Source organism: Chryseobacterium sp. S0630 (assembly GCF_024158915.1).
GTDB lineage: Bacteria > Bacteroidota > Bacteroidia > Flavobacteriales > Weeksellaceae > Chryseobacterium.
This window is the reverse complement of the sequence record NZ_JAMZGF010000061.1, coordinates 13,984-32,448: the sequence shown is the minus strand read 5'-3', so window position 1 is coordinate 32,448 and position 18,465 is coordinate 13,984. Positions and strand designations below refer to the sequence as shown.

The following is an 18,465-nucleotide window of genomic DNA, read 5'->3' as shown; positions in this document are numbered from 1 at the left end:
GTGTTGTCATAATACTTAATCTGTTTAAAGTTATTCAATTTGATTGTAACTGTCAGATTAAGTATTGACTAATTCAGATTTATTAAGTGTTGAAATTGTAATAATTCCTCTTGTCGAATATTGTCTACACTGATCATATGCTTCCTGTCCCGTTGCGATATAAAAATCTGGTGCTGACATTTGATCAGCATTCAGGCTAACAAATATATAGTAGTGATTAAGGTTAATCCTCTCTTTCATTATTGGCCAACCGTTATTTTTTCGTTTGTAAATTGCTTTAACCTGAATAACGAACTTTTTATCGTCTTTTTCTGCAAGAATGTCTATTGCCTTGGCATTACCCATAGTAATTCCTACACTGAATCCTCTCCTAAGAAGTTCAGCTGCGACAAAGTATTCGCCAGAAAGGCCTGTACTATTTCTTTGTATTTCTGCCATTTTTTTCTACAATTATATGAAATGTTTTTTATTAACTAAAATTAAATACCTCTTCTCCTTTTCTTCGACAGATCGTCTATTTCCCTCCACACATTCTTAAAAGAAAACTCAAACTTCCCCACCCTTTTATCAAATCTCAAATACCCCTGATATTTTTTCCCTTTCCGATCCACGAGCCCATCAATATAGGCCAGCTCTCCTTTATTCAATTTCTCTACCTGCCACGATCTCAATTTTTTCCCTCTGAAAGTGGCCGGAACATCTGTTTTAGAGCACAAAATTTAAATGTAAATTTAAACTATTAATATGACGAGGAAATAAAAACTCGACATACCGTTTATCTGTATTAAACTGAATCGTTGCATTAAAAAGTGTGCCTCTCCTGGAAAGCATATTTTCAATATACAATGGCTTTCCTTCTTTTAGGGTTTTCTTCTGTAATTCATCCAGTGTCACCCCTTTTATCACCAAAGGAATTCTTACCAAATCAGCTCTAAGCGGCACTAACTCATTGGTCAGCTTATCTCTGCTGACCAAAGAAGGGATTACTTCTTCAGTTATAGGATGTATCAACTTCACAACCCGTCCCATATTCCCAAATTCCAATAGATTTTTTTGATCCTCTTGGCTGAACTGCTGCCCAAAGAATGGTTTTGTAAAATCACATTCCTTCCTAATAGGATGAATCCGAGTTTCAAGCTTTCCTACCTCATTAACCTTTAAAGACAAGCGCGCATCCAGTATACTGACCGCTGTTCCAAGGTCAATCTTCACTGGGATAAGCATTGATGATTTATATCCCTTAAGTAAAGATTCCAATGCCCCCATGCTTTCCAGCTTTTCTCTGGTCAATCCAATCTGAGACATCATTTTCCAATCCACTTGCTCGACATCATATTGATAACGGTCTTTTTGAGTTATAGCAATATATTCTTTCTGCGCCTCCACTTTTTCTATAGAAACGGAGTATTCATTCAGTTTTTCTCTTTCATGATCAGAAGCAGTATCAATATAATCCTGTAAATCTTTTACAGTCTGCTCGGCTTCAAATTCAGTCACTTTAAAAAATGAAAACTTATCCGGATTTTTTAGCTGATGATAGAATGTACTGTATATCTCAAGAAAACGGTCATCTCCCCGATCAAAACGCAACCCATTTTTATAAGACTCCCTGGGGACATCAATTATTAGCTCGCCATTTAAATCAACTCCTTGCACTATACAAATGGTATTGGTTTGGTGGTGAAGAGCAAGTAGTGTATCTTTAACTTTAACCCTTTCAGTAGATTCCTTACCATTATTTGTTTTCATAATACTGTATCATTAGAAACTCAAACTAGGAAGTTCTTTAATAGCAATTGATTAAGCGGTTGAAAGATGTATAGTTTGGCATTCAGAGGCGTAATTCCTTTTAAAGTTTTATCAATTTTATTTCTACATATTATGATATAACTTTCTGTAAACTTTTGTAGATTTGAGACAGATAACAAAAAATGAAAACTAATAACCCAGCTATTAATAATTTTTTAAAAGCACTAAAAAGCATTGAGGAAATTCACTATCAAACTTCCAGAGTTTCGTTCCAAAATGATAGGATTGCGACTAATAAAAAAGCATCGACTACATACGAAAATAATTTTGTTACTCAATTAAATGCACAATACGCTGTACTAAATTATGCAAACGAAATTACAGAACCTCGTGAACTAACAAGGCAGTTGCAAATTCCTAAAAAATTTATTTTTTCTGAGTATAACGACATGGAAATCGAAAATGCTGCTTATAAAATTGAAACGATTTTAGATAAAGAGGCTGATTTAATTGAAGAGTTAAACTTAATTCCTGATTTCTTTATCCATAAAGATCAGGGTGATATGAACCCTGATAATCAACGTCTCATCGCTGAAGTAAAAACCGAAAGAGGATTGCCTTATAAAAGATTTCTTTGGGATTTCTTTAAATTAACCATTTATTTAAACAAGTATAATTTTCAAAATGCTGTGTTTCTCTGCATCCACACTCGAAAAGATACTATTTTGAAATATATAGATCAGTATATTAAAGAGAGATTATATCTTCCAAAATCCTACTCTAAATTATACATTATAATTAAAGAAAATTTTTCAGCTAAGCCTGAAGTATTTACGTTACAGGAATTATTTGACAACTTTAACAATAATAAATAGATTTATTATAGGTATAAATCATTGTAGAATTCAACTAAGGTTCTCATAAATTATCGATCCTACTTTTATAATATACTTTTCAAAAATGCTTAAAATTATATCAACATTTGCAGTCATTCTATCCATCAACATTATTGCACAAGAAATTTCCATTAAAGACAATAATCTCAAAACAGCTCTGTTACAGCAGTTCGATCAAAACCATAACGGAAAATTAGAAATTTCAGAAATAAAAACCGTAACCGAACTGAAACTGGACGAAAAGAATATTTCGGAATTAAGCGGCCTTGAACACTTTCAGAGTTTAAAAGAACTTAATCTGCGCAAGAATAATATTTCAGATTTTTCCCTAGTAAACAAACTTACAAAGCTTGAAAATCTTTATATAGGTGACAACAACAAAATTGGAGTTCTAGATTTAAAAGGTTTGGTTAATTTGAAAGGAATTTATGCTTTCAGATTGGGATTAACCAAAATTCAGTTAAACTCTAAAAATATACAATACATTTATTTACAGGATAATTTATTTACTGACTTCGACACAAGAAAATTTCCAGCCCTCCACACGCTTAATCTTGATGGATGTAAACCGCTGGTCAACCTTGATCTATCAAAAAATAATGAGTTGGTACAATTGTACTTACTCGGTACATCAATAAAAGAACTGGATATTACGAATAATAAAACCCTAAAAACATTCTATATCGAAAATTCAGTAAAACTGATTAAAGGTGCTGATCAGGAAGCAACGAAACTTGCACCTATTATTACCGTTAAATAAATACCATCGAAACAAAACAGCATATAATGATTACCATACAAGAACTGCTTTATAACAGAGGATTAGAAAAGAATGTAAAAGTTAAACTAGTAAGACACAAAGACGGAAGGCAGAATTTATATGATCTTTATAAGAATCACCGTTCAGAATTCCTTGCTTATCAGAGTTCACAATCTAAAGATGTTTTTAAAGATGTCGATTATATCGTTTCGTTTATTGGTGAAGAGGGTGTCTTCGCTCGATTTATTGGTGTTTATCAAATTACAGACAGACAAAAGTTTGCTAAAGACTGCTACCATTATGAAATGATAGAAGTACCTGAGCAATATGACGATCTTAAGAAGAGGGTTATTATCAAGTGGAGCAATGCTATTTCATGGCATCAATGGATAAAAAATGAAATGGAAGTCATAGAGATCAAACCCGGCCTTCATTACAAGCAGTTTACAGATTATTTCGATTTTATTCTAAGTTTTAGTGAACTGAAAGAAATAGTAACCAATCAATACAGCGACTGGAAAAAGGTACTTTCCATAACAAAGGGTGTATATCTTATCAATGATACCCAAACGGGCAAGCTTTATGTAGGATCAGCATACGGTGAAAATGGAATCTGGAGTCGCTGGTCAGCTTACGCTTTAACGAATGGTCATGGAAATAATAAGATGTTAAAAGAACTTCTTGATTGTGACCCTTCACATGGTAACCATTTTCAATTTTCAATTTTAATGCTTCTTCCGAAAACGATAACTGCTGACGAAGCCATCAAAAAAGAACGTCTTTTCAAAAATAAACTGGGAACCAATTCATTTGGTTTAAACAATAATTAATTAACCTTGAATACATAAATCTTATTTCATTTATAAAACATCAATCGGTTCTAAATTTCATATTGGAAATCATTATCTTTAAACAATGGAAAACAGAGATTTACTCATCATAAAATATCTATCAGAAGGCTATAAAGTCACAGAAATCAGCGAACAACTAAGCACCCACCACTCCATCACAATCAGTGAAAGTTTAATCGAAAAAAGATTAAGTGCTCTTCGGAAGCAGTACCAGGCAAAAACACTTTTTCATTTAGGCGTTTTACTCACTAAGGAAAAAATTATTTAAAAAGAGTAGCTAATACAAAGCCAACAATTAACGAAATAATCACAGCAATAATAATCTTGAAATGATCCCCTTTGCTTTGCTGAACTTCTGTAGTCAGTCTGGAATTTTCTTTCTGTAAAGATTCCATTCCTGCTTTTAAAGATGCGGTCTTCTCATTAATAACAGATTGCAAATTCTTTTCGTACAGTGCGGATATTTCTTTTTTATAATTATCCATCTCCAGCTGTCTTTGTTTTTGCTGTTCAGCGAAGTTTTTCTGTGTATCAAGAAGTTGCTTAGAAGAAAGTTCCTGTAGTTTTTGAAATTCTTCCGTCTTTTTAGCAAGTTGCTCAGACAATGTTTTCACTTGCTCAGTAAATTGTTTTCTGACATCTTTTTTAACCTCATCAATAAGCAACGCTCTCGAATTGGACTTTTCATGTAGTAGCTTCTCTACAATAGCGTGTAGACCCGCTCCATAATCGTGAGGTAAATGAAAACGCTTATCAGCGAGTTTATCCAAAAGGGTTTCATCTACTGTATGTCCTATGGCCGTTACCGACACTGCCGGTAAATTGATAAAGAGTTTTGATAATGTAATATTATTAAAGGTTTCCATGCTTTGGCGATCCCCTCCTCCTCTGACTAACGCAATAATATCATACTCAGATTTAGAGACTTCACTCAGTTTTTCTGAAATGGATGTCGAAGAGGTAATGCTGCAGGTATATTCAGAAATCTGAAAATATTTCTGCGAAACATCAAGTCCTTCAGCAAAATCTCTTTGAACAATTGCATTATTACCATAAATATTCGCAATTCTTATAGGCTCTTCTTTTAGGATTTTATTTCTGATTACCGTTTCCAGATCCGTTGATCCTTTTTCCAGTTTTTCCTGTATAAGTTCATACCGTTGTAACTCTTCTTCTGAAATTGCTTTTTCCTCTTGTTGTATAATTTCATCTACCAAAAACCTTAACTCAACAGAAGAGTTTTTTATACTTTTTTCAATATATCCACGTAAAGTATACACTTCATTATTAATAATCTTTGTTCTTAATAATGCTGAAATTCTAACTCCTATTGAAATATTATCCGATTCCGAAAATAAATGATCGTAATAGTAATTACCATACGCTTTGCCTCCACCATATGCATATCTACCTTTTAGATAAATAAGATTGATTGTTGCGTTAATCTTTAAAGCATTGCTAAATAGACCTAGTACAGATGAAGGGGAATAAGTCTCATATCCCTTATCAATATTTTGCATTATGAAGATAGTATATATTTTACAAAGATATTCTAAATTACAAATACGTAAATAAAAGCAATTTTAGATTCGTCTATTATCTATTTTAATATTTTTATCTTATCCGGAAACGCACTTGCATACTCTAATAAAACTTTACCTAATGTAGATTCCGAATCTTTTATATTAATATAAAGGGAGTTTATAGCTCTAGTCATTGCCATAATAACAGCAGTAATCGCGTAAGCATTTCTACGATCATTATCACTGTAATATAAATCATTTAGTAAATACATACTAGCATCGTCATCATTGTATTTATGAACAAAATATTGGTCAAGAGCAAAGCAAAAAACGGAATATGCTTCTAGGCCTCTACATGATTCGTAATAAATCATTCTGGCATCATTATTCTGAGGGATGGGGAGTCTATTTTTACCCTCAACTGTCCCATTCCACATGATAAAGTTATTATTATTACTAAGAAGATCTGTAAACTTCCAACTTCTTCTAAAACTTCTTTTTACTGAAATATTATCATTTTCAGTAACAAACATTTTTTCTTCTGAGTTCTCTACGCTAAGTATATGATCAGATCTTGAATCCAATAAAAATAGTAGATTTTCATATGCAGAATATCCGGTAAGAAACCCCTCAAAATAATGCTCATCCACTGAACTCTTCAGTCCATCATCTGAAATAGGTCTTAAATCTAAGGTGAGTTTACCTGAATCTTCCTCTGAATCAGGTATAAGATTAATCGCAATATTAAATCTTTTAGCTATAAAATTAACCAAATGAACAATGTTACTCTTCATTCTGTAGGTTCTATTGTTTTTTGAGAATTTTTCTGTAGGATGTTTTTTCCCTACACAGACATCCCAATCTAATACTTCTCCAGTTCGGATAAGTTGTTCTTTCCCTCCTGATGAAACAGTAAAGTTATTATAACCAAAGACTGTCATTAAAATATCTCGTTCTATCTTAGTGCAATCATGAGCCTCATCAATAAATATTTTTCTACCACGTAACCGAGATCTTATTCTATTGCTAATTTTTAAATTAAATGTTTGTCTTGAAAAATACTTTTGATTTTCATTATCTAATGAAAAATGATCTTTTAAATATTCTCCTTTATTAGCTATATTAAAATCATCATAAAACTGATCAGTCTGCTTGAGCACTTTTAAAGTTTCTTTTAAAATATTATGATAATCAGATACAAAAACTTCTTTTTGGAAGTTTGATATTAAAATTTTTTTTCGATTTTCAATAAAAAATTGAATATTTTTTGATAAAGGAAATTTAGGGTCATAGTTCTTTTTAATAAGAAAATTAAGAAGAAGTATACCTGCTTCCTTTAAATCTTTTGAAAGGGTCAAATCATTTTGTATTAAAGTTTTTAAATTTTCTGCATCAAATCCGATTGCTGGGTTGATATTGTTATTTATAAACTGACCTACAATCTCAGTACGTTCCTTAAGTGTATTCAACAGTTTTTGCATTCTATCAAAGTTGATTATAAGCGATACTCCTAATGACTTCACAAGATGAAATAGATAAAAATGAATTGTATTGACTGAAATTTCACCTATTTTTTCGAAATTAGTGATATCTCTATTTTTTGTTCTCTCATTCAGTAACGCATTATGTCTATGTTTAAGAATTTTAGCAACGTCATTAACTAGTAATGTGTTATATGATAGAAATAGTACATTATTGCCACTCTCCATTATCATACTAGCAATATTAATTAATTCCATTGTTTTACCTGTGCCAGCCCTTCCTTCAATAATTATTGTTTTTGTTCCTACGTGCTCCAAAATATAATCTGATGACTTTCTCTTCCTTACTATATAGTTAAGTTTCTTTTTTGTTAGATAACCGTAATTTGAATCTTTCGATGCCTGGTCAAAAACTCTTTTTATATCATAAGAAAATGTATCAAAAGATGAAGAATACCAATTTCTATAGGATGAATATAGGCTATAATTTCTATTTTTCAAATATTCGATAATAGTATGGAAGTCCAAATTATTATTTAAGATAATATTTTTTAAAAAATGAGGTTTATCACTTTGTACAAAAATGACAGGCTCTACCATTACAACTTTAAAATCGCATCTATTTTGAAGAAAAGTTCTAAAACTATTATTAAGCATTTCAGCATCTCCCTCAAACATTTCGATCAATAATTCATCATGAATATCTTCGTATGCAAATCTTTCATTAGCAATTTTTATAGGAATAATTATATTTCTAAAATCTTTACCAAAAAAATTATATGGACTTTTTTTACTACCTACCGAGTCTGTCTTAATAAAAATTATTAAATCAATATTTGTCTTTGGAGTAATTGCTAAAGGAAAATTATTGAATATTATAATATTTGTTCTATAGTTTTCATCTTCATAAAATTTTTCAGCAGATTGATGAAATAAAGTTGGATCAAGATAAGGAGAATATCCATTTAGGTTAATGATTTCAACACTCATACTTATTATTTTATTTGTATATCAACTGCCGAATTCTCACATCTAACCTCATATTTTTTAATCGGTTTAGAATAAATATTAACTGATTGATGGCCTGTTGCAAAAGAATTATCATAGATAAAAGAAGCGCTATTAAATAATTCTTTTTCAATATACTGCGAAGAAAATTCAGTAAAACTACTACCACCAAAAGTGACTGATAAGTCCCGAATTTTTTTTATTTTTTTCAAATTTTCAATATTATGCGTATGATCATCTGGCATAAGTATAAACAAATAATCTCTAGCTCTACTTATTGCAACATTAAGTATATTATGTTTATTTAAAAAAGTTTCCTCCGATCCTTGAATACTTAAGGGCGGATTAAAAATAGTGAATATTATATCACACTGATCTCCTTGAAATCCATGTATCGTTCCAACAACAATTTCAACTTTTTCATCTGAAATAAACTGTTCAAAAATTAATTTTTCTATAATATCTGACTGTGCTCGATATGGACAAATTATACCAATTTTGAAGAATTCATGTTCTTTAGATCTGAGGTCATTAACCATTTTCAAAACCAATTCGACAGTAAACAATGCAGAATATATATGATATTTAGAACCATCTAATGAATTAGGTCTGAATATACTTTCTATTTTTGTAACTGGAAACTTAATCACGTTTAGGTCTGTAAAATCAATACCTTCTATTTGTAATTTTTTTTGCTGTTCAGGTTTTCTGTGATGCAACAATTTACCTCCATATGTAAAATTACTATATACATTGCCAATAGTAGGAATACTACGATATTGAGTATACCTATTTATTACATCATATTGATAAGGTTCAGTAGTTGGATTATCAAAAGAATTTAGTTGGACTAAACTATAAATATTCTCATCTTGCCATTGTACTATCCTGGATATAGGTGTTATCTGAAATGGATCACCGGCAATTACAAAATTAGCATTACGCTGAGCATATAGGACATTAATTATATTTGGAAGTGTTATCATTGAAGCTTCATCAATGATGATATAATCCCATTTAATTTCGCGCAAGTAAATTCTTTCTATTTCACCTTCTGGCAAAAAGAAATCATAAGCAAAACGTGCTATTGTTGATACTACTACAGATTTTTCATAAGAATTAATATCAATCTTTCTGAAATCCTCACCTAATTCCTCAGCTACGAAACGATCAGTGCTATGACCAAATCTTATCAGCCAATCTAAGTAAGAACGACTATTCCCAATAACCTCCATTATTTTAGAAGAAAGTACATCAGCAGCTTTATTTGTAGGTGTTAATATCAAAACCTTCAAATTATGATTTTTTTTAATTAAAGGTATAACTTCATCAGTTGCTAAATATGTTGTTTTGCCAGTACCAGGAGGGCCAAATACAAATTTTATTTTTTCAGTTAGATTTTCTTTTAAATTGAAATCGTCTTCAAATGAAAAACTTAAAATATTTTTACGTAATTCTTCAAGTAAAAAGATTGGATTTTTAATATCAATTACAACCTTCGAAACCTCGGAGAAATCTATTTTTTGAATATCAGATAATCTTTTGACCTTTGCATGTAGAGAGTATTCTTTAACATTTACGACTTCAATTGCTACTTGTTGAACATTTCGACCTTTATATATATTTAGAACTAGATTACCTATATCTTCAATATTTCCAGGAATATATCTAGAAGGCTTACTTAAAATAATGATCTTACTGTCGTTATCTTCCATAACCGCTTGTGAAAAAGAAATAGATATTTCTTTTCCTTTAGAGTTAAAGTCAGAATTATTTAGATATTCAAGCTCCATTAAAGCTTTAAACCATCCAAATGTATATTTATCATTATCTACAACTTCTGATTTTAATTGTTCAACCAATGCTAATTCTTCGACCTCACGTTGTACTTGCTTAATCCTTTTATTGTATTCATCCTCTAGATCTATACTGGAAATAAAAGAGCCACTAATATCTTCCTGTTCTTCCTGTTCATAATCTATTACCGGAGATACAATTATGTTATCACCAGTTACTTTATGATTATGGTTTTCAAAAAAACTTTCATTTAATCTTTCACTAATGTTTCTAATTGTTTTTTGCACTCGATTCCTAGTCGTTGATGTATTTAGACCATCGTGAATAAATTCTTCATTTACTGATTCATGTTTAATTATTATCTCAGAGTCCGTATTTAGTTTTGCAATAGCTGCTATGACTTGTTCTTCTGTATAACCAGAATTTAAAATAGCCTTACCTATATCATAAATTTCCTGCTGTTCATCGGACAGTTGTGGATCTACTTGCTCAGGAAGGAATTCTAACAGACGTATTAACAGATCTGAGGAGGAGGAAGATGATGATAAACCAAAATAATCAGCAGCCAAATCACTGTATTGTATTGATTTTGGATTTGTTTTTTCGATTTTTGAATTATATAACCATCGATTATTTCTTAAGTGTTTAATAAATGTAGATTCAAACCAAATATTTTGAGGCGAATATCGTCCATCAATTCGATGCGTAAACATTCCTTCGAATACCATAGAATTATAGTATGAGTAATTTCTTGCACCTATAATTTCTAATAATATTTGCCAAATAACTAGAGATTTTTCAACGGAAATGACTCGCATAACATTTTCAAGTCCTTCTAGTTCACGATCGATTAAGGTTTTATAGTAGCTACCTTTGTATCTCAACAGATTGAATTTCTCTAAAGTATTAGAATCACAATATCTTTCTATTTTCTTCAACCGAGGTAAAAAACTAACCCCAAGATGATTTAGTATTTTAATTAAAAAAGTAAATTCTTCTTCAGAAAGATTTGCTTTGTAAAATTTTTCATCAAAGAAATAGACAGATTCATAACCTTCAAAGTACGTATGTAAATTTTCTGTTAGATGATATAATTCATTAGAAGTAATCAAATAGACATCTTTGCTCTTATTATTTTGTATACCTTTAAACAGAGGTAATTTACCAAGACGTTCAACATAACTTTTGAACTCCTCGGTATGACAACTTTTATAAAATTCAATTAGAGCTTTAGTATGAGATATTAGTTCTTTATCACTCAGATCAATATCTTCCTCATATTTAGGAAGAATTTTTTTTAAATAATTGGCTTTTATATCTGGAATAGATAGTCCTAATCTTTCAAAAAAAATAGTCGCAACATCATATTTAAGGAATTCTAAATTAACTGTTTTAAAATCCTCCGAACTACTAGCTGGCAGAAAAATATTATAATGATTTTTTATCTTATCGTAAGGGATGACGGCTTTACCTTCATTATCCAAAATAATAGGATACTCCTTAGCTACTTTAAGATAAGAGTCTCTTTCACTTAAATAGCCATAAAATTTTAATAACCATTTTATAGATTGATTTTCAGTAAATGCAGTTGAAATATTTTTAATTATTTTTTCTGGTCCAAGTATCTCATTTGTTATCGAACGTAAATATTTATGCAATGGTTTATTATTTTGTTCAACATTCTTTTGACCAATATGCGTAAAAATTAAACCTACATTTGCTCGATTAGTAATTTGAGATACCTGAACGTCAGAAAATAAATCTGTTAATTCTTTATCTGTCGACCAATAAGAATTTGAAGCTCTGTAAAAGATATTATTTCTTCCAGGAAGTATTTGCTCTGTTCTTAATAATGCTAGAATTTTTTTATAAAATGGATAAAAGGAAATTCTATCGTTATTGTTAATATTTGAAAAATCTTCTTCATTATATGGTAAAAGTTCAACAAATGACTTTCCAAAATATGAAACTTTATCATCTAAACATTTAGATCTGATACTCATTAAGGCTTCTGTTGCCAAGGTAGCTAATTCCTCAATCAGAAACTTATTCCAATCATTTCCCGCTAAAATATTTTGGCGATTATCAGTTAAAAGAAATGGAGCATGAATAATAAATCTCAAATTCGTTGTTTCTTTTGTAGGAAAAAAGCAGTATGCATCTACTTTACTATCAGAATTAATAGTATTGTTATCATTAAGAAAAAAACCAACATTTATTTTTTGAACTCCAGTTTGATCTTTAAGTCGTACAGTCTTTGTAAACAACCAAATCCTTTTCAGTTGAATATCATTATTAACTTGATTTACAAGTTTAATAATCTGATTATCTGAAGATTTACCCTTAAAAAATTCAACATCTTCTTCTTTAGTAAACAATCCTTTTTCTTTCTTATTTTCCCACCTAATTATGTTGAGTGTTTTTAGAAAAAGTAGTGGTGATTGTAAAGATTTCAATTTATTAACTATTTCTCGATGGGCAACTTCCTTTGGTTTCTCTTCATTATTAAAAGGAAAATAAAACAAGGTCTCTCCTTTTTTTCTATTTGTATTTTTTTCAATTAATCGTTCTGGAACAATGTAATTCTTTAATTTAAAGCAAAAATTATCATCATATACTTCTGGCTCATTAGTATATGCGAATACTGCCTTAAATCCAATACCAAATTTTCCAATTTTCTGCTGATCTACTTTATTCGAATTACCTATTGCTGTTATGGAATTTATATGCCCTAATGTACCATTCAGTTTATCTTGCGTTGTTTTATCTACATCGGAAATTGTGAATCTTATAATACCATTATGCTTAAAATATAATCCGTCTTCAGTTATTTTAAAATCTACATAAGAAGCACCACAATCATCAGCATTTTGAAGAAGTTCGTGTATAAAATGCGCTTCGGAAGAATAATTTCCTTTTACATATCTCCATATTCCGCTAAATTCCTCGTCTAGCAATGTTTCTATATGCTTTTTTCTCCTTTCAACTAATTTGTCAAAAAGCACAGTATTCTCTGTCATGTTAAGTTTTTATTAATGGTTATTGAATTAATTTTTTCTATATTAATTGTATTTTATATCATATCTAAATTTAATAAATATAATATTCGTATCTGGATTTTAGCCGAAAATTAGTTTTGGATCACTTTCTTTTTAATTGAGGAATACATTAAAAGATATCAAGAAATATTGTTGCTGTTTTAATGCAGTATAAGGATCAGATCCATCAAGAAATGTCCCTCCAATAGATAATTTTACCGGATTGGTTGCAATATAATAGTTTATACTTGAAGTGAACTGATGAGTATCCTTTTCAGAATCAGCCGTGGAGTTTATCACTATGAATCTCTGTGTAAAAGCAGCTGTGATATCAACAATGGGATCTGTCGGATCATTTTCATTTCTTAAAAAATAGATGCCAGCATTTACAGTACCTATTGGACGCAATTTAAAACCACGTAAATCTTGGTTTGCATCTCCGTGAAAAACATTTTGAAACTGTGTACCTGCAATGACAGATAACTTAGTAGCTATTGTTCTATTTTTGTTTAAATAATTATGGGCACCAAAATTTAAAGATTTCCCGTTAGTTACCCAAGTAAAAAGTAGATTAGATTGAAGTGAATTTTTATTTTCAACAAAATCCCTACTAAATTGCGGATCAAAAATTAAGATATATTTTGTTTCAGGTTCTGAAGCGAAATTATAATGTCCTTTGATACCAAGTTGTATATTATTCTGTTCTTTGTCAGTAAGAGTATTTCTGTGATATTCTCCCGTAAAGGAACCTAATAAATTCGGCCATTGATCTATTTTAAAATTGATGTTAATTCCTGTATTGATCAGATAAGATGCTTTTTTACCTTTTGGAAAAGTGACCGATAACTGTGCCGGTAGTTCTTGCTCCTCAGAAGTTGCCATAGATTGACCAATAGTAATATTTTCAAATGTCCACTTTTTAGTTTGTTCTGTATTATCTTGTTTCTTATCCTGAGAAAATACCAAATCAAAAAAGGATAGAAAAATAATTGTAAAAGCTAATGTCTTTTTCATAGCAATTATTATTTAATTGTTTTTTCTAACAAATCGATTAATCCCTGTATATTCTTGCTTGATTTAATATCAGCTGGATGAAGTCTTTTCCCATTAGGTTTAGCTGAAATCACTGCAATATTAAGATAGTCTGTCAGGAAGAAAACTTGACCTTCATTGAGTTTATAATCTGAAATTTTTTTATCATTTGCCACCTTTGAGATGTCTGGTGTATTATCTCCCCATGCAAATAAAACTGCTGTCTTAACTTTTTGTTCCGAGCTATTTAGAGGATTTGCCATATATGTTGCTATATTAATCTTTTTAGTAGCCATTGGGGTTATTGGATTGTAGTTTTCCAAACTCGGAGGTAAAATATTTAAAACGACACTAATATGACTTAAAAACAAAAAAATAAAAAAGACCCATAAAGCTATTATACCTTGCTTTTTCTTTCTCATTTTTAGTGCAATAAAACTAGAAACAAGACAAATAACAAGACTAATTAAGGTAATTAAAAAAATTTCGTAAGGTATAAAACCTTTTAAATAAAGAAAGATGAAAACTGCTAAGGAAAGCAGAGGTACAAGAAATAACCATTTTAGTACAAAGTGATTTGCACCATCGGTTTGAGATGTTGTTTTCATGATTAATAGTTTAAATAGTTGACAGTTAATTTACATCTTTTTTGCAGATATTAATTAGATGATTATATTTTTAATTTTATTAATCATATTTGTATAAATTTAAGATATGAAACAAGCAATTTTTATAACAGGTTTCAACAATTGGGGTAAGACTACAATAATTGAAGATTTATTTAATAATAGAAAAAGATATTATCAAGGAAAATATTATAAAATCGGAGGGATAAATGCAAATTTCACTGTAGAAACTCACTCAAATGATGATTATTGGAGTACTTGGACACAAGTTATCAGTAAGAGAATAACTAATGAAAAAGTGTCAGACTTAAATTTATTTACCGCACTATGCCCTACTATGCACCCAAAAAATAATTTTATTGATTTACTAAGCAATCACATATTTCAAAATTATGACCAGCTTCATTTATTCCTTCTTGAATACAAATGGGAGCATCATGCAAAACTAATGATTGATAATATTATTAATTCGGGTAAGACGATTCCTAAAATCAATTTTGTAACAATTAATGCAGATCAAAACTTATCCGATACTAAAGATAGACATGATGCTAAAATCAAACAAATTAAACAGGAACTGATGAAAATATTCCCTTAACATTTTATTAATTTAATTGGTTAATACGGTTTATCTCATCTTTTCCCTCGGCAACCCAATCTCATGTTCCTGTGGATAAGGTTTTCTAAAGGTCATACTAACGTCTTCCCTAAGATTTCTTTGTGTTTCCTGAGATTTTTCCTGATCCATTGAATACCTGGGATCGGGAATGAAGGGCATTTTTGCCATTTTATGAATGGTAATCGTAGGAAAATGGAAGTCGACTTCCACAGTTCCCAACAGCAGATAACATCCTCCGCCCTGAAAAGGATATTGTTTAAGAGAATCCGGAAAATGAGCGGTATCAAAATACTCCCCTTCTGCGTCAATCCAGGTCCCAAAAAACATTTCATCTCTTTTATTTCCTTCCCGTTTATTTTTGATAGGAACATGTTTTCTCGAAATCAGATAAGCCAGCATTTTCACCTGCTTCTTATGGTATTGTATCAGATTCTTAGCCATGACTGATCCACGGTATTTTGTCTGCAGAAGATCAAAAGGAGAAAAGGACACCGGAAACCCCAGAATTTCTATTTCATCAAAAGCATCTTCAAACTTATTTCTTTCAATCTTAGGAAGGTGATAACTTTTTTGCGGCTCCTCCAATAAGGTAGGCTGCCGGTAAACCTCTTTATTATTCCCTAATAAAAATCTTGCTTCAATAAGCAGCTCATGTTTTTGTTTTCCTGTAAACCGGAATGCACCGATAAAAATCAGGATCTGTAATGTTTCGATGCCTATAGGAATTCTCTTGATAAAGTTCTCTAAGGATCGATATTCCCCATTCTTTTTTCTTTCTTCGGGAATCAACTGAGCCAGTCTTCCTTCCAGTTTTTCGATATGCATCAGTCCCAGATAGACATCAGTCCCATATACTGTGGTCTGCCATTCACTGAGATTAACACAGGGATTATTAATGGTAGCTCCCGACATCTTAGCTTCATGCACATAAACTTCCGTTCTGTAAAAGCCACCGCCGTTATTGATTGCGCACACCATGAACTCAATAGGATAATAGACTTTAAGGAATAGACTCTGGTAGCTTTCAACGGCATAAGATGCGGAATGTGCTTTACAAAAGGAGTATCCGGCAAAAGATTCTATCTGGCGGTAGACTTCTTTAGACAGCTGTTCAGGATGCCCTTTTGCTCTGCAGGATTCAAAAAAATGATCTTTCACTTTCTGAAGTGCAGCCAGAGAACGTCCCTTACCGCTCATTGCCCTTCGAAGAACATCACCATCGGAGGCAGGCAGTCCTCCGAAGTGTAAGGCAATCTTGATGACGTCTTCCTGGTATACCATAATGCCGTAGGTTTCACCCAGTTCCTTTTCGAAAACCTCATGAAAGTATTCAAACTGAGTAGGATTATTATGTCTGAAAATATACTCTTTCATCATTCCGCTTTGCGCTACACCCGGGCGAATAATCGATGAAGCAGCCACGAGCACTTTATAATTATCGCATTTCAGTCTTCTCAGCAATCCCCGCATGGCGGGCGATTCAATATAAAAACATCCGATAGTTTTTCCGATACTCAGAAATTCATTACATTTCACCTCATCTTTAGAAAGTGTTGTATCTTCTACATGTACGGTAATCCCTCGTTTTTCTTCAATCAGTTGTACGGTATCATTAATAGTTCCCAACCCCCGTTGAGAGAGGATATCAAATTTTTCCAGTCCGATATCTTCAGCAGTATGCATATCGAACTGCACAATCGGAAATCCTTTAGGAGGCATTTCCAATGCAGAATAATTGGTAATAGGTTCTTCTGATATCAAGATTCCACACGAGTGCATACTTCTCTGATTGGGAAATTTCTCTAACAATCTTCCATATTTATGAACCAGCCTGAATACTGAATTATCATCATGCTGATTCATGGGTTTTGTCGCCAGGGCATCCAGTTCTTCTTTCGGAAGTCCGAATGCTTTTCCTACTTCCCGGAAAATAGAACGGTATTTAAACTCAACATTGGTTCCGCAAAAAGCGACATGATCTTTTCCATACTTTTTAAAAATATATTCCAGAATAATATCCCTTCTCTGCCAGCTCCAGTCAATATCAAAGTCAGGGGGAGTCTTGCGGTTAAGATTCAGAAACCGTTCAAAATACAAGTCAAGTTCTAACGGACAGATAGCGGTAATACCGATACAGTAACTAACAATAGAGTTGGCCCCACTCCCCCTTCCTACATGCATAAATCCCATTTTATTACTGTATTGGATAATATCCCAGGTAATCAAAAAGTACGCACAGAAATTCAACTGGCCAATGACTGCCAATTCCTTTTCCAGTCTTTGTTTAGCTTCTGTATGATTCATTGAGTACTTTTTTTCCAAACCTTCATAAGCTAATTTTCTCAGCAGCTTAATGTCATTTTCTTTTGAATCCGTATAATACTTCTTGTTTTTAGGAGTGGAAAAATCAAAATCAAAACTGCAGGAACCTATTACTGATTTGGTATTCTCGATAATCTGAGGATAATGAATATATTTCTGCAACAGTTCTTTTTTATCAACAAAAGTTTCTGTAGCCTTACATACATGTGATTCATTAAGCTTTGATAACAATGTATTGTTGTCAATGGCCCGCAATATCCTGTGCAGGTTATATTCCTGTTTTGTTTTAAATGTTACGGGATGAAGAATAACCATTTTAGAAATCAGCTTTTTCAGTTCAGGTTTTATCAGCAGATTAAGTTCCTCATATCGAATACCAATGTATTCATTATCATATAATTTTTCCGGCAGATTATGCAGAGGATAAATGATGATATTGTCAGGCAGATCAGGATTGATCTTTGGAATCTGTACATGATCACAATTGTAATCCGTTAGAAGTTTATTAACTTCTCCGATCCCTTTCGGATTTTTGGCGAGGCAGATATAGTATAATTCGTCATCTACCCTGACTTCCATTCCTACAATAGGCTTGATCCCCTTTTCCTTACAAAGTTTGTAGAAATCATAGATTCCGGTAACGGTATTGATATCCGTTAATGCTAAACATCTTACATTATGCTCAGCAGCCTGCTGAACAAGATCCTGAATAGGAATGGTTCCATAGCGTAAGCTGTGAAAAGAATGACAATTGAGAAACATA

14 protein-coding genes are annotated in these 18,465 nt (G+C 31.6%); 5 read left to right on the top strand and 9 right to left on the bottom strand.

Going from position 1 to position 18,465, the window contains the following annotated elements; translation table 11 throughout:
• Nucleotides 1-57: 57 nt before the first annotated feature.
• The 3 genes from NK356_RS20160 to NK356_RS20150 are packed head-to-tail and all read right to left on the bottom strand — an operon-like array spanning nucleotide 58 to nucleotide 1,749.
• Complete coding sequence (locus tag NK356_RS20160; protein WP_253317871.1) at nucleotides 58-438, bottom strand: hypothetical protein; 381 nt, start codon at nucleotides 436-438, stop codon at nucleotides 58-60.
• Nucleotides 439-479: 41 nt separating this feature from the next.
• Complete coding sequence (locus NK356_RS20155; RefSeq protein ID WP_253317870.1) at nucleotides 480-716, bottom strand: hypothetical protein; 237 nt, start codon at nucleotides 714-716, stop codon at nucleotides 480-482.
• Nucleotides 706-1,749: a DUF3945 domain-containing protein gene (locus tag NK356_RS20150; protein ID WP_253317869.1), complete on the bottom strand. Its 1,044-nt coding sequence runs from the start codon at nucleotides 1,747-1,749 to the stop codon at nucleotides 706-708. Before NK356_RS20150 ends, NK356_RS20155 begins: the two co-directional genes overlap by 11 nt.
• 182 nt (nucleotides 1,750-1,931) lie before the next feature.
• Between NK356_RS20150 and NK356_RS20145 the strand changes: the two genes are divergently transcribed.
• The 4 genes from NK356_RS20145 to NK356_RS20130 all read left to right on the top strand — a co-directional run bounded on the left by NK356_RS20145 (nucleotide 1,932) and on the right by NK356_RS20130 (nucleotide 4,524).
• A complete protein-coding gene (locus tag NK356_RS20145) occupies nucleotides 1,932-2,624 on the top strand; it encodes a hypothetical protein (RefSeq protein WP_253317868.1) in 693 nt (230 codons plus the stop codon).
• Nucleotides 2,625-2,709: 85 nt separating this feature from the next.
• Complete coding sequence (locus tag NK356_RS20140; RefSeq protein ID WP_253317867.1) at nucleotides 2,710-3,405, top strand: protein phosphatase 1 regulatory subunit 42; 696 nt, start codon at nucleotides 2,710-2,712, stop codon at nucleotides 3,403-3,405.
• 26 nt (nucleotides 3,406-3,431) lie between these two features.
• Entirely contained in the window at nucleotides 3,432-4,235 is an 804-nt protein-coding gene (locus tag NK356_RS20135) for a GIY-YIG nuclease family protein (protein ID WP_253317866.1), read from the top strand.
• A gap of 85 nt (nucleotides 4,236-4,320) precedes the next feature.
• Nucleotides 4,321-4,524: a hypothetical protein gene (locus NK356_RS20130; RefSeq protein ID WP_253317865.1), complete on the top strand. Its 204-nt coding sequence runs from the start codon at nucleotides 4,321-4,323 to the stop codon at nucleotides 4,522-4,524.
• Here NK356_RS20130 and NK356_RS20125 read toward each other — a convergent pair.
• The 5 genes from NK356_RS20125 to NK356_RS20105 form a co-directional block, all read right to left on the bottom strand.
• A complete protein-coding gene (locus tag NK356_RS20125) occupies nucleotides 4,517-5,776 on the bottom strand; it encodes an exodeoxyribonuclease VII large subunit (RefSeq protein WP_253317864.1) in 1,260 nt (419 codons plus the stop codon). The genes NK356_RS20130 and NK356_RS20125 overlap by 8 nt on opposite strands.
• 80 nt (nucleotides 5,777-5,856) lie before the next feature.
• On the bottom strand, nucleotides 5,857-8,250 hold the full coding sequence (locus tag NK356_RS20120; protein ID WP_253317863.1) for a DNA/RNA helicase domain-containing protein: 2,394 nt from the start codon (nucleotides 8,248-8,250) through the stop codon (nucleotides 5,857-5,859).
• Between the two features lie 5 nt (nucleotides 8,251-8,255).
• Entirely contained in the window at nucleotides 8,256-13,085 is a 4,830-nt protein-coding gene (locus NK356_RS20115; protein ID WP_253317862.1) for a DEAD/DEAH box helicase, read from the bottom strand.
• Between the two features lie 132 nt (nucleotides 13,086-13,217).
• Nucleotides 13,218-14,117, bottom strand: coding sequence for a hypothetical protein (locus tag NK356_RS20110; protein WP_253317861.1), 900 nt, complete (start codon nucleotides 14,115-14,117; stop codon nucleotides 13,218-13,220).
• A gap of 8 nt (nucleotides 14,118-14,125) precedes the next feature.
• Nucleotides 14,126-14,743 (bottom strand): hypothetical protein, encoded by a 618-nt coding sequence (locus NK356_RS20105; RefSeq protein WP_253317860.1) that lies wholly within the window; start codon nucleotides 14,741-14,743, stop codon nucleotides 14,126-14,128.
• Between the two features lie 106 nt (nucleotides 14,744-14,849).
• Between NK356_RS20105 and NK356_RS20100 the strand changes: the two genes are divergently transcribed.
• On the top strand, nucleotides 14,850-15,359 hold the full coding sequence (locus NK356_RS20100) for a hypothetical protein (RefSeq protein WP_253317859.1): 510 nt from the start codon (nucleotides 14,850-14,852) through the stop codon (nucleotides 15,357-15,359).
• Nucleotides 15,360-15,389: 30 nt separating this feature from the next.
• Here NK356_RS20100 and NK356_RS20095 read toward each other — a convergent pair whose 3' ends face one another.
• Nucleotides 15,390-18,464: a DNA polymerase III subunit alpha gene (locus NK356_RS20095; protein WP_253317858.1), complete on the bottom strand. Its 3,075-nt coding sequence runs from the start codon at nucleotides 18,462-18,464 to the stop codon at nucleotides 15,390-15,392.
• Nucleotide 18,465: the final 1 nt, after the last annotated feature.

What these genes read in the sequence shown, in the direction of transcription:
- NK356_RS20160 (WP_253317871.1), bottom strand. Translation starts at nt 438, where the DNA reads ATGGCAGAAATACAAAGAAATAGTACAGGCCTTTCTGGCGAATACTTT.
- NK356_RS20150 (WP_253317869.1), bottom strand. Translation starts at nt 1,749, where the DNA reads ATGAAAACAAATAATGGTAAGGAATCTACTGAAAGGGTTAAAGTTAAA.
- NK356_RS20145 (WP_253317868.1), top strand. Translation starts at nt 1,932, where the DNA reads ATGAAAACTAATAACCCAGCTATTAATAATTTTTTAAAAGCACTAAAA.
- NK356_RS20140 (WP_253317867.1), top strand. Translation starts at nt 2,710, where the DNA reads ATGCTTAAAATTATATCAACATTTGCAGTCATTCTATCCATCAACATT.
- NK356_RS20135 (WP_253317866.1), top strand. Translation starts at nt 3,432, where the DNA reads ATGATTACCATACAAGAACTGCTTTATAACAGAGGATTAGAAAAGAAT.
- NK356_RS20130 (WP_253317865.1), top strand. Translation starts at nt 4,321, where the DNA reads ATGGAAAACAGAGATTTACTCATCATAAAATATCTATCAGAAGGCTAT.
- NK356_RS20125 (WP_253317864.1), bottom strand. Translation starts at nt 5,776, where the DNA reads ATGCAAAATATTGATAAGGGATATGAGACTTATTCCCCTTCATCTGTA.
- NK356_RS20120 (WP_253317863.1), bottom strand. Translation starts at nt 8,250, where the DNA reads ATGAGTGTTGAAATCATTAACCTAAATGGATATTCTCCTTATCTTGAT.
- NK356_RS20115 (WP_253317862.1), bottom strand. Translation starts at nt 13,085, where the DNA reads ATGACAGAGAATACTGTGCTTTTTGACAAATTAGTTGAAAGGAGAAAA.
- NK356_RS20110 (WP_253317861.1), bottom strand. Translation starts at nt 14,117, where the DNA reads ATGAAAAAGACATTAGCTTTTACAATTATTTTTCTATCCTTTTTTGAT.
- NK356_RS20105 (WP_253317860.1), bottom strand. Translation starts at nt 14,743, where the DNA reads ATGAAAACAACATCTCAAACCGATGGTGCAAATCACTTTGTACTAAAA.
- NK356_RS20100 (WP_253317859.1), top strand. Translation starts at nt 14,850, where the DNA reads ATGAAACAAGCAATTTTTATAACAGGTTTCAACAATTGGGGTAAGACT.
- NK356_RS20095 (WP_253317858.1), bottom strand. Translation starts at nt 18,464, where the DNA reads ATGTTTCTCAATTGTCATTCTTTTCACAGCTTACGCTATGGAACCATT.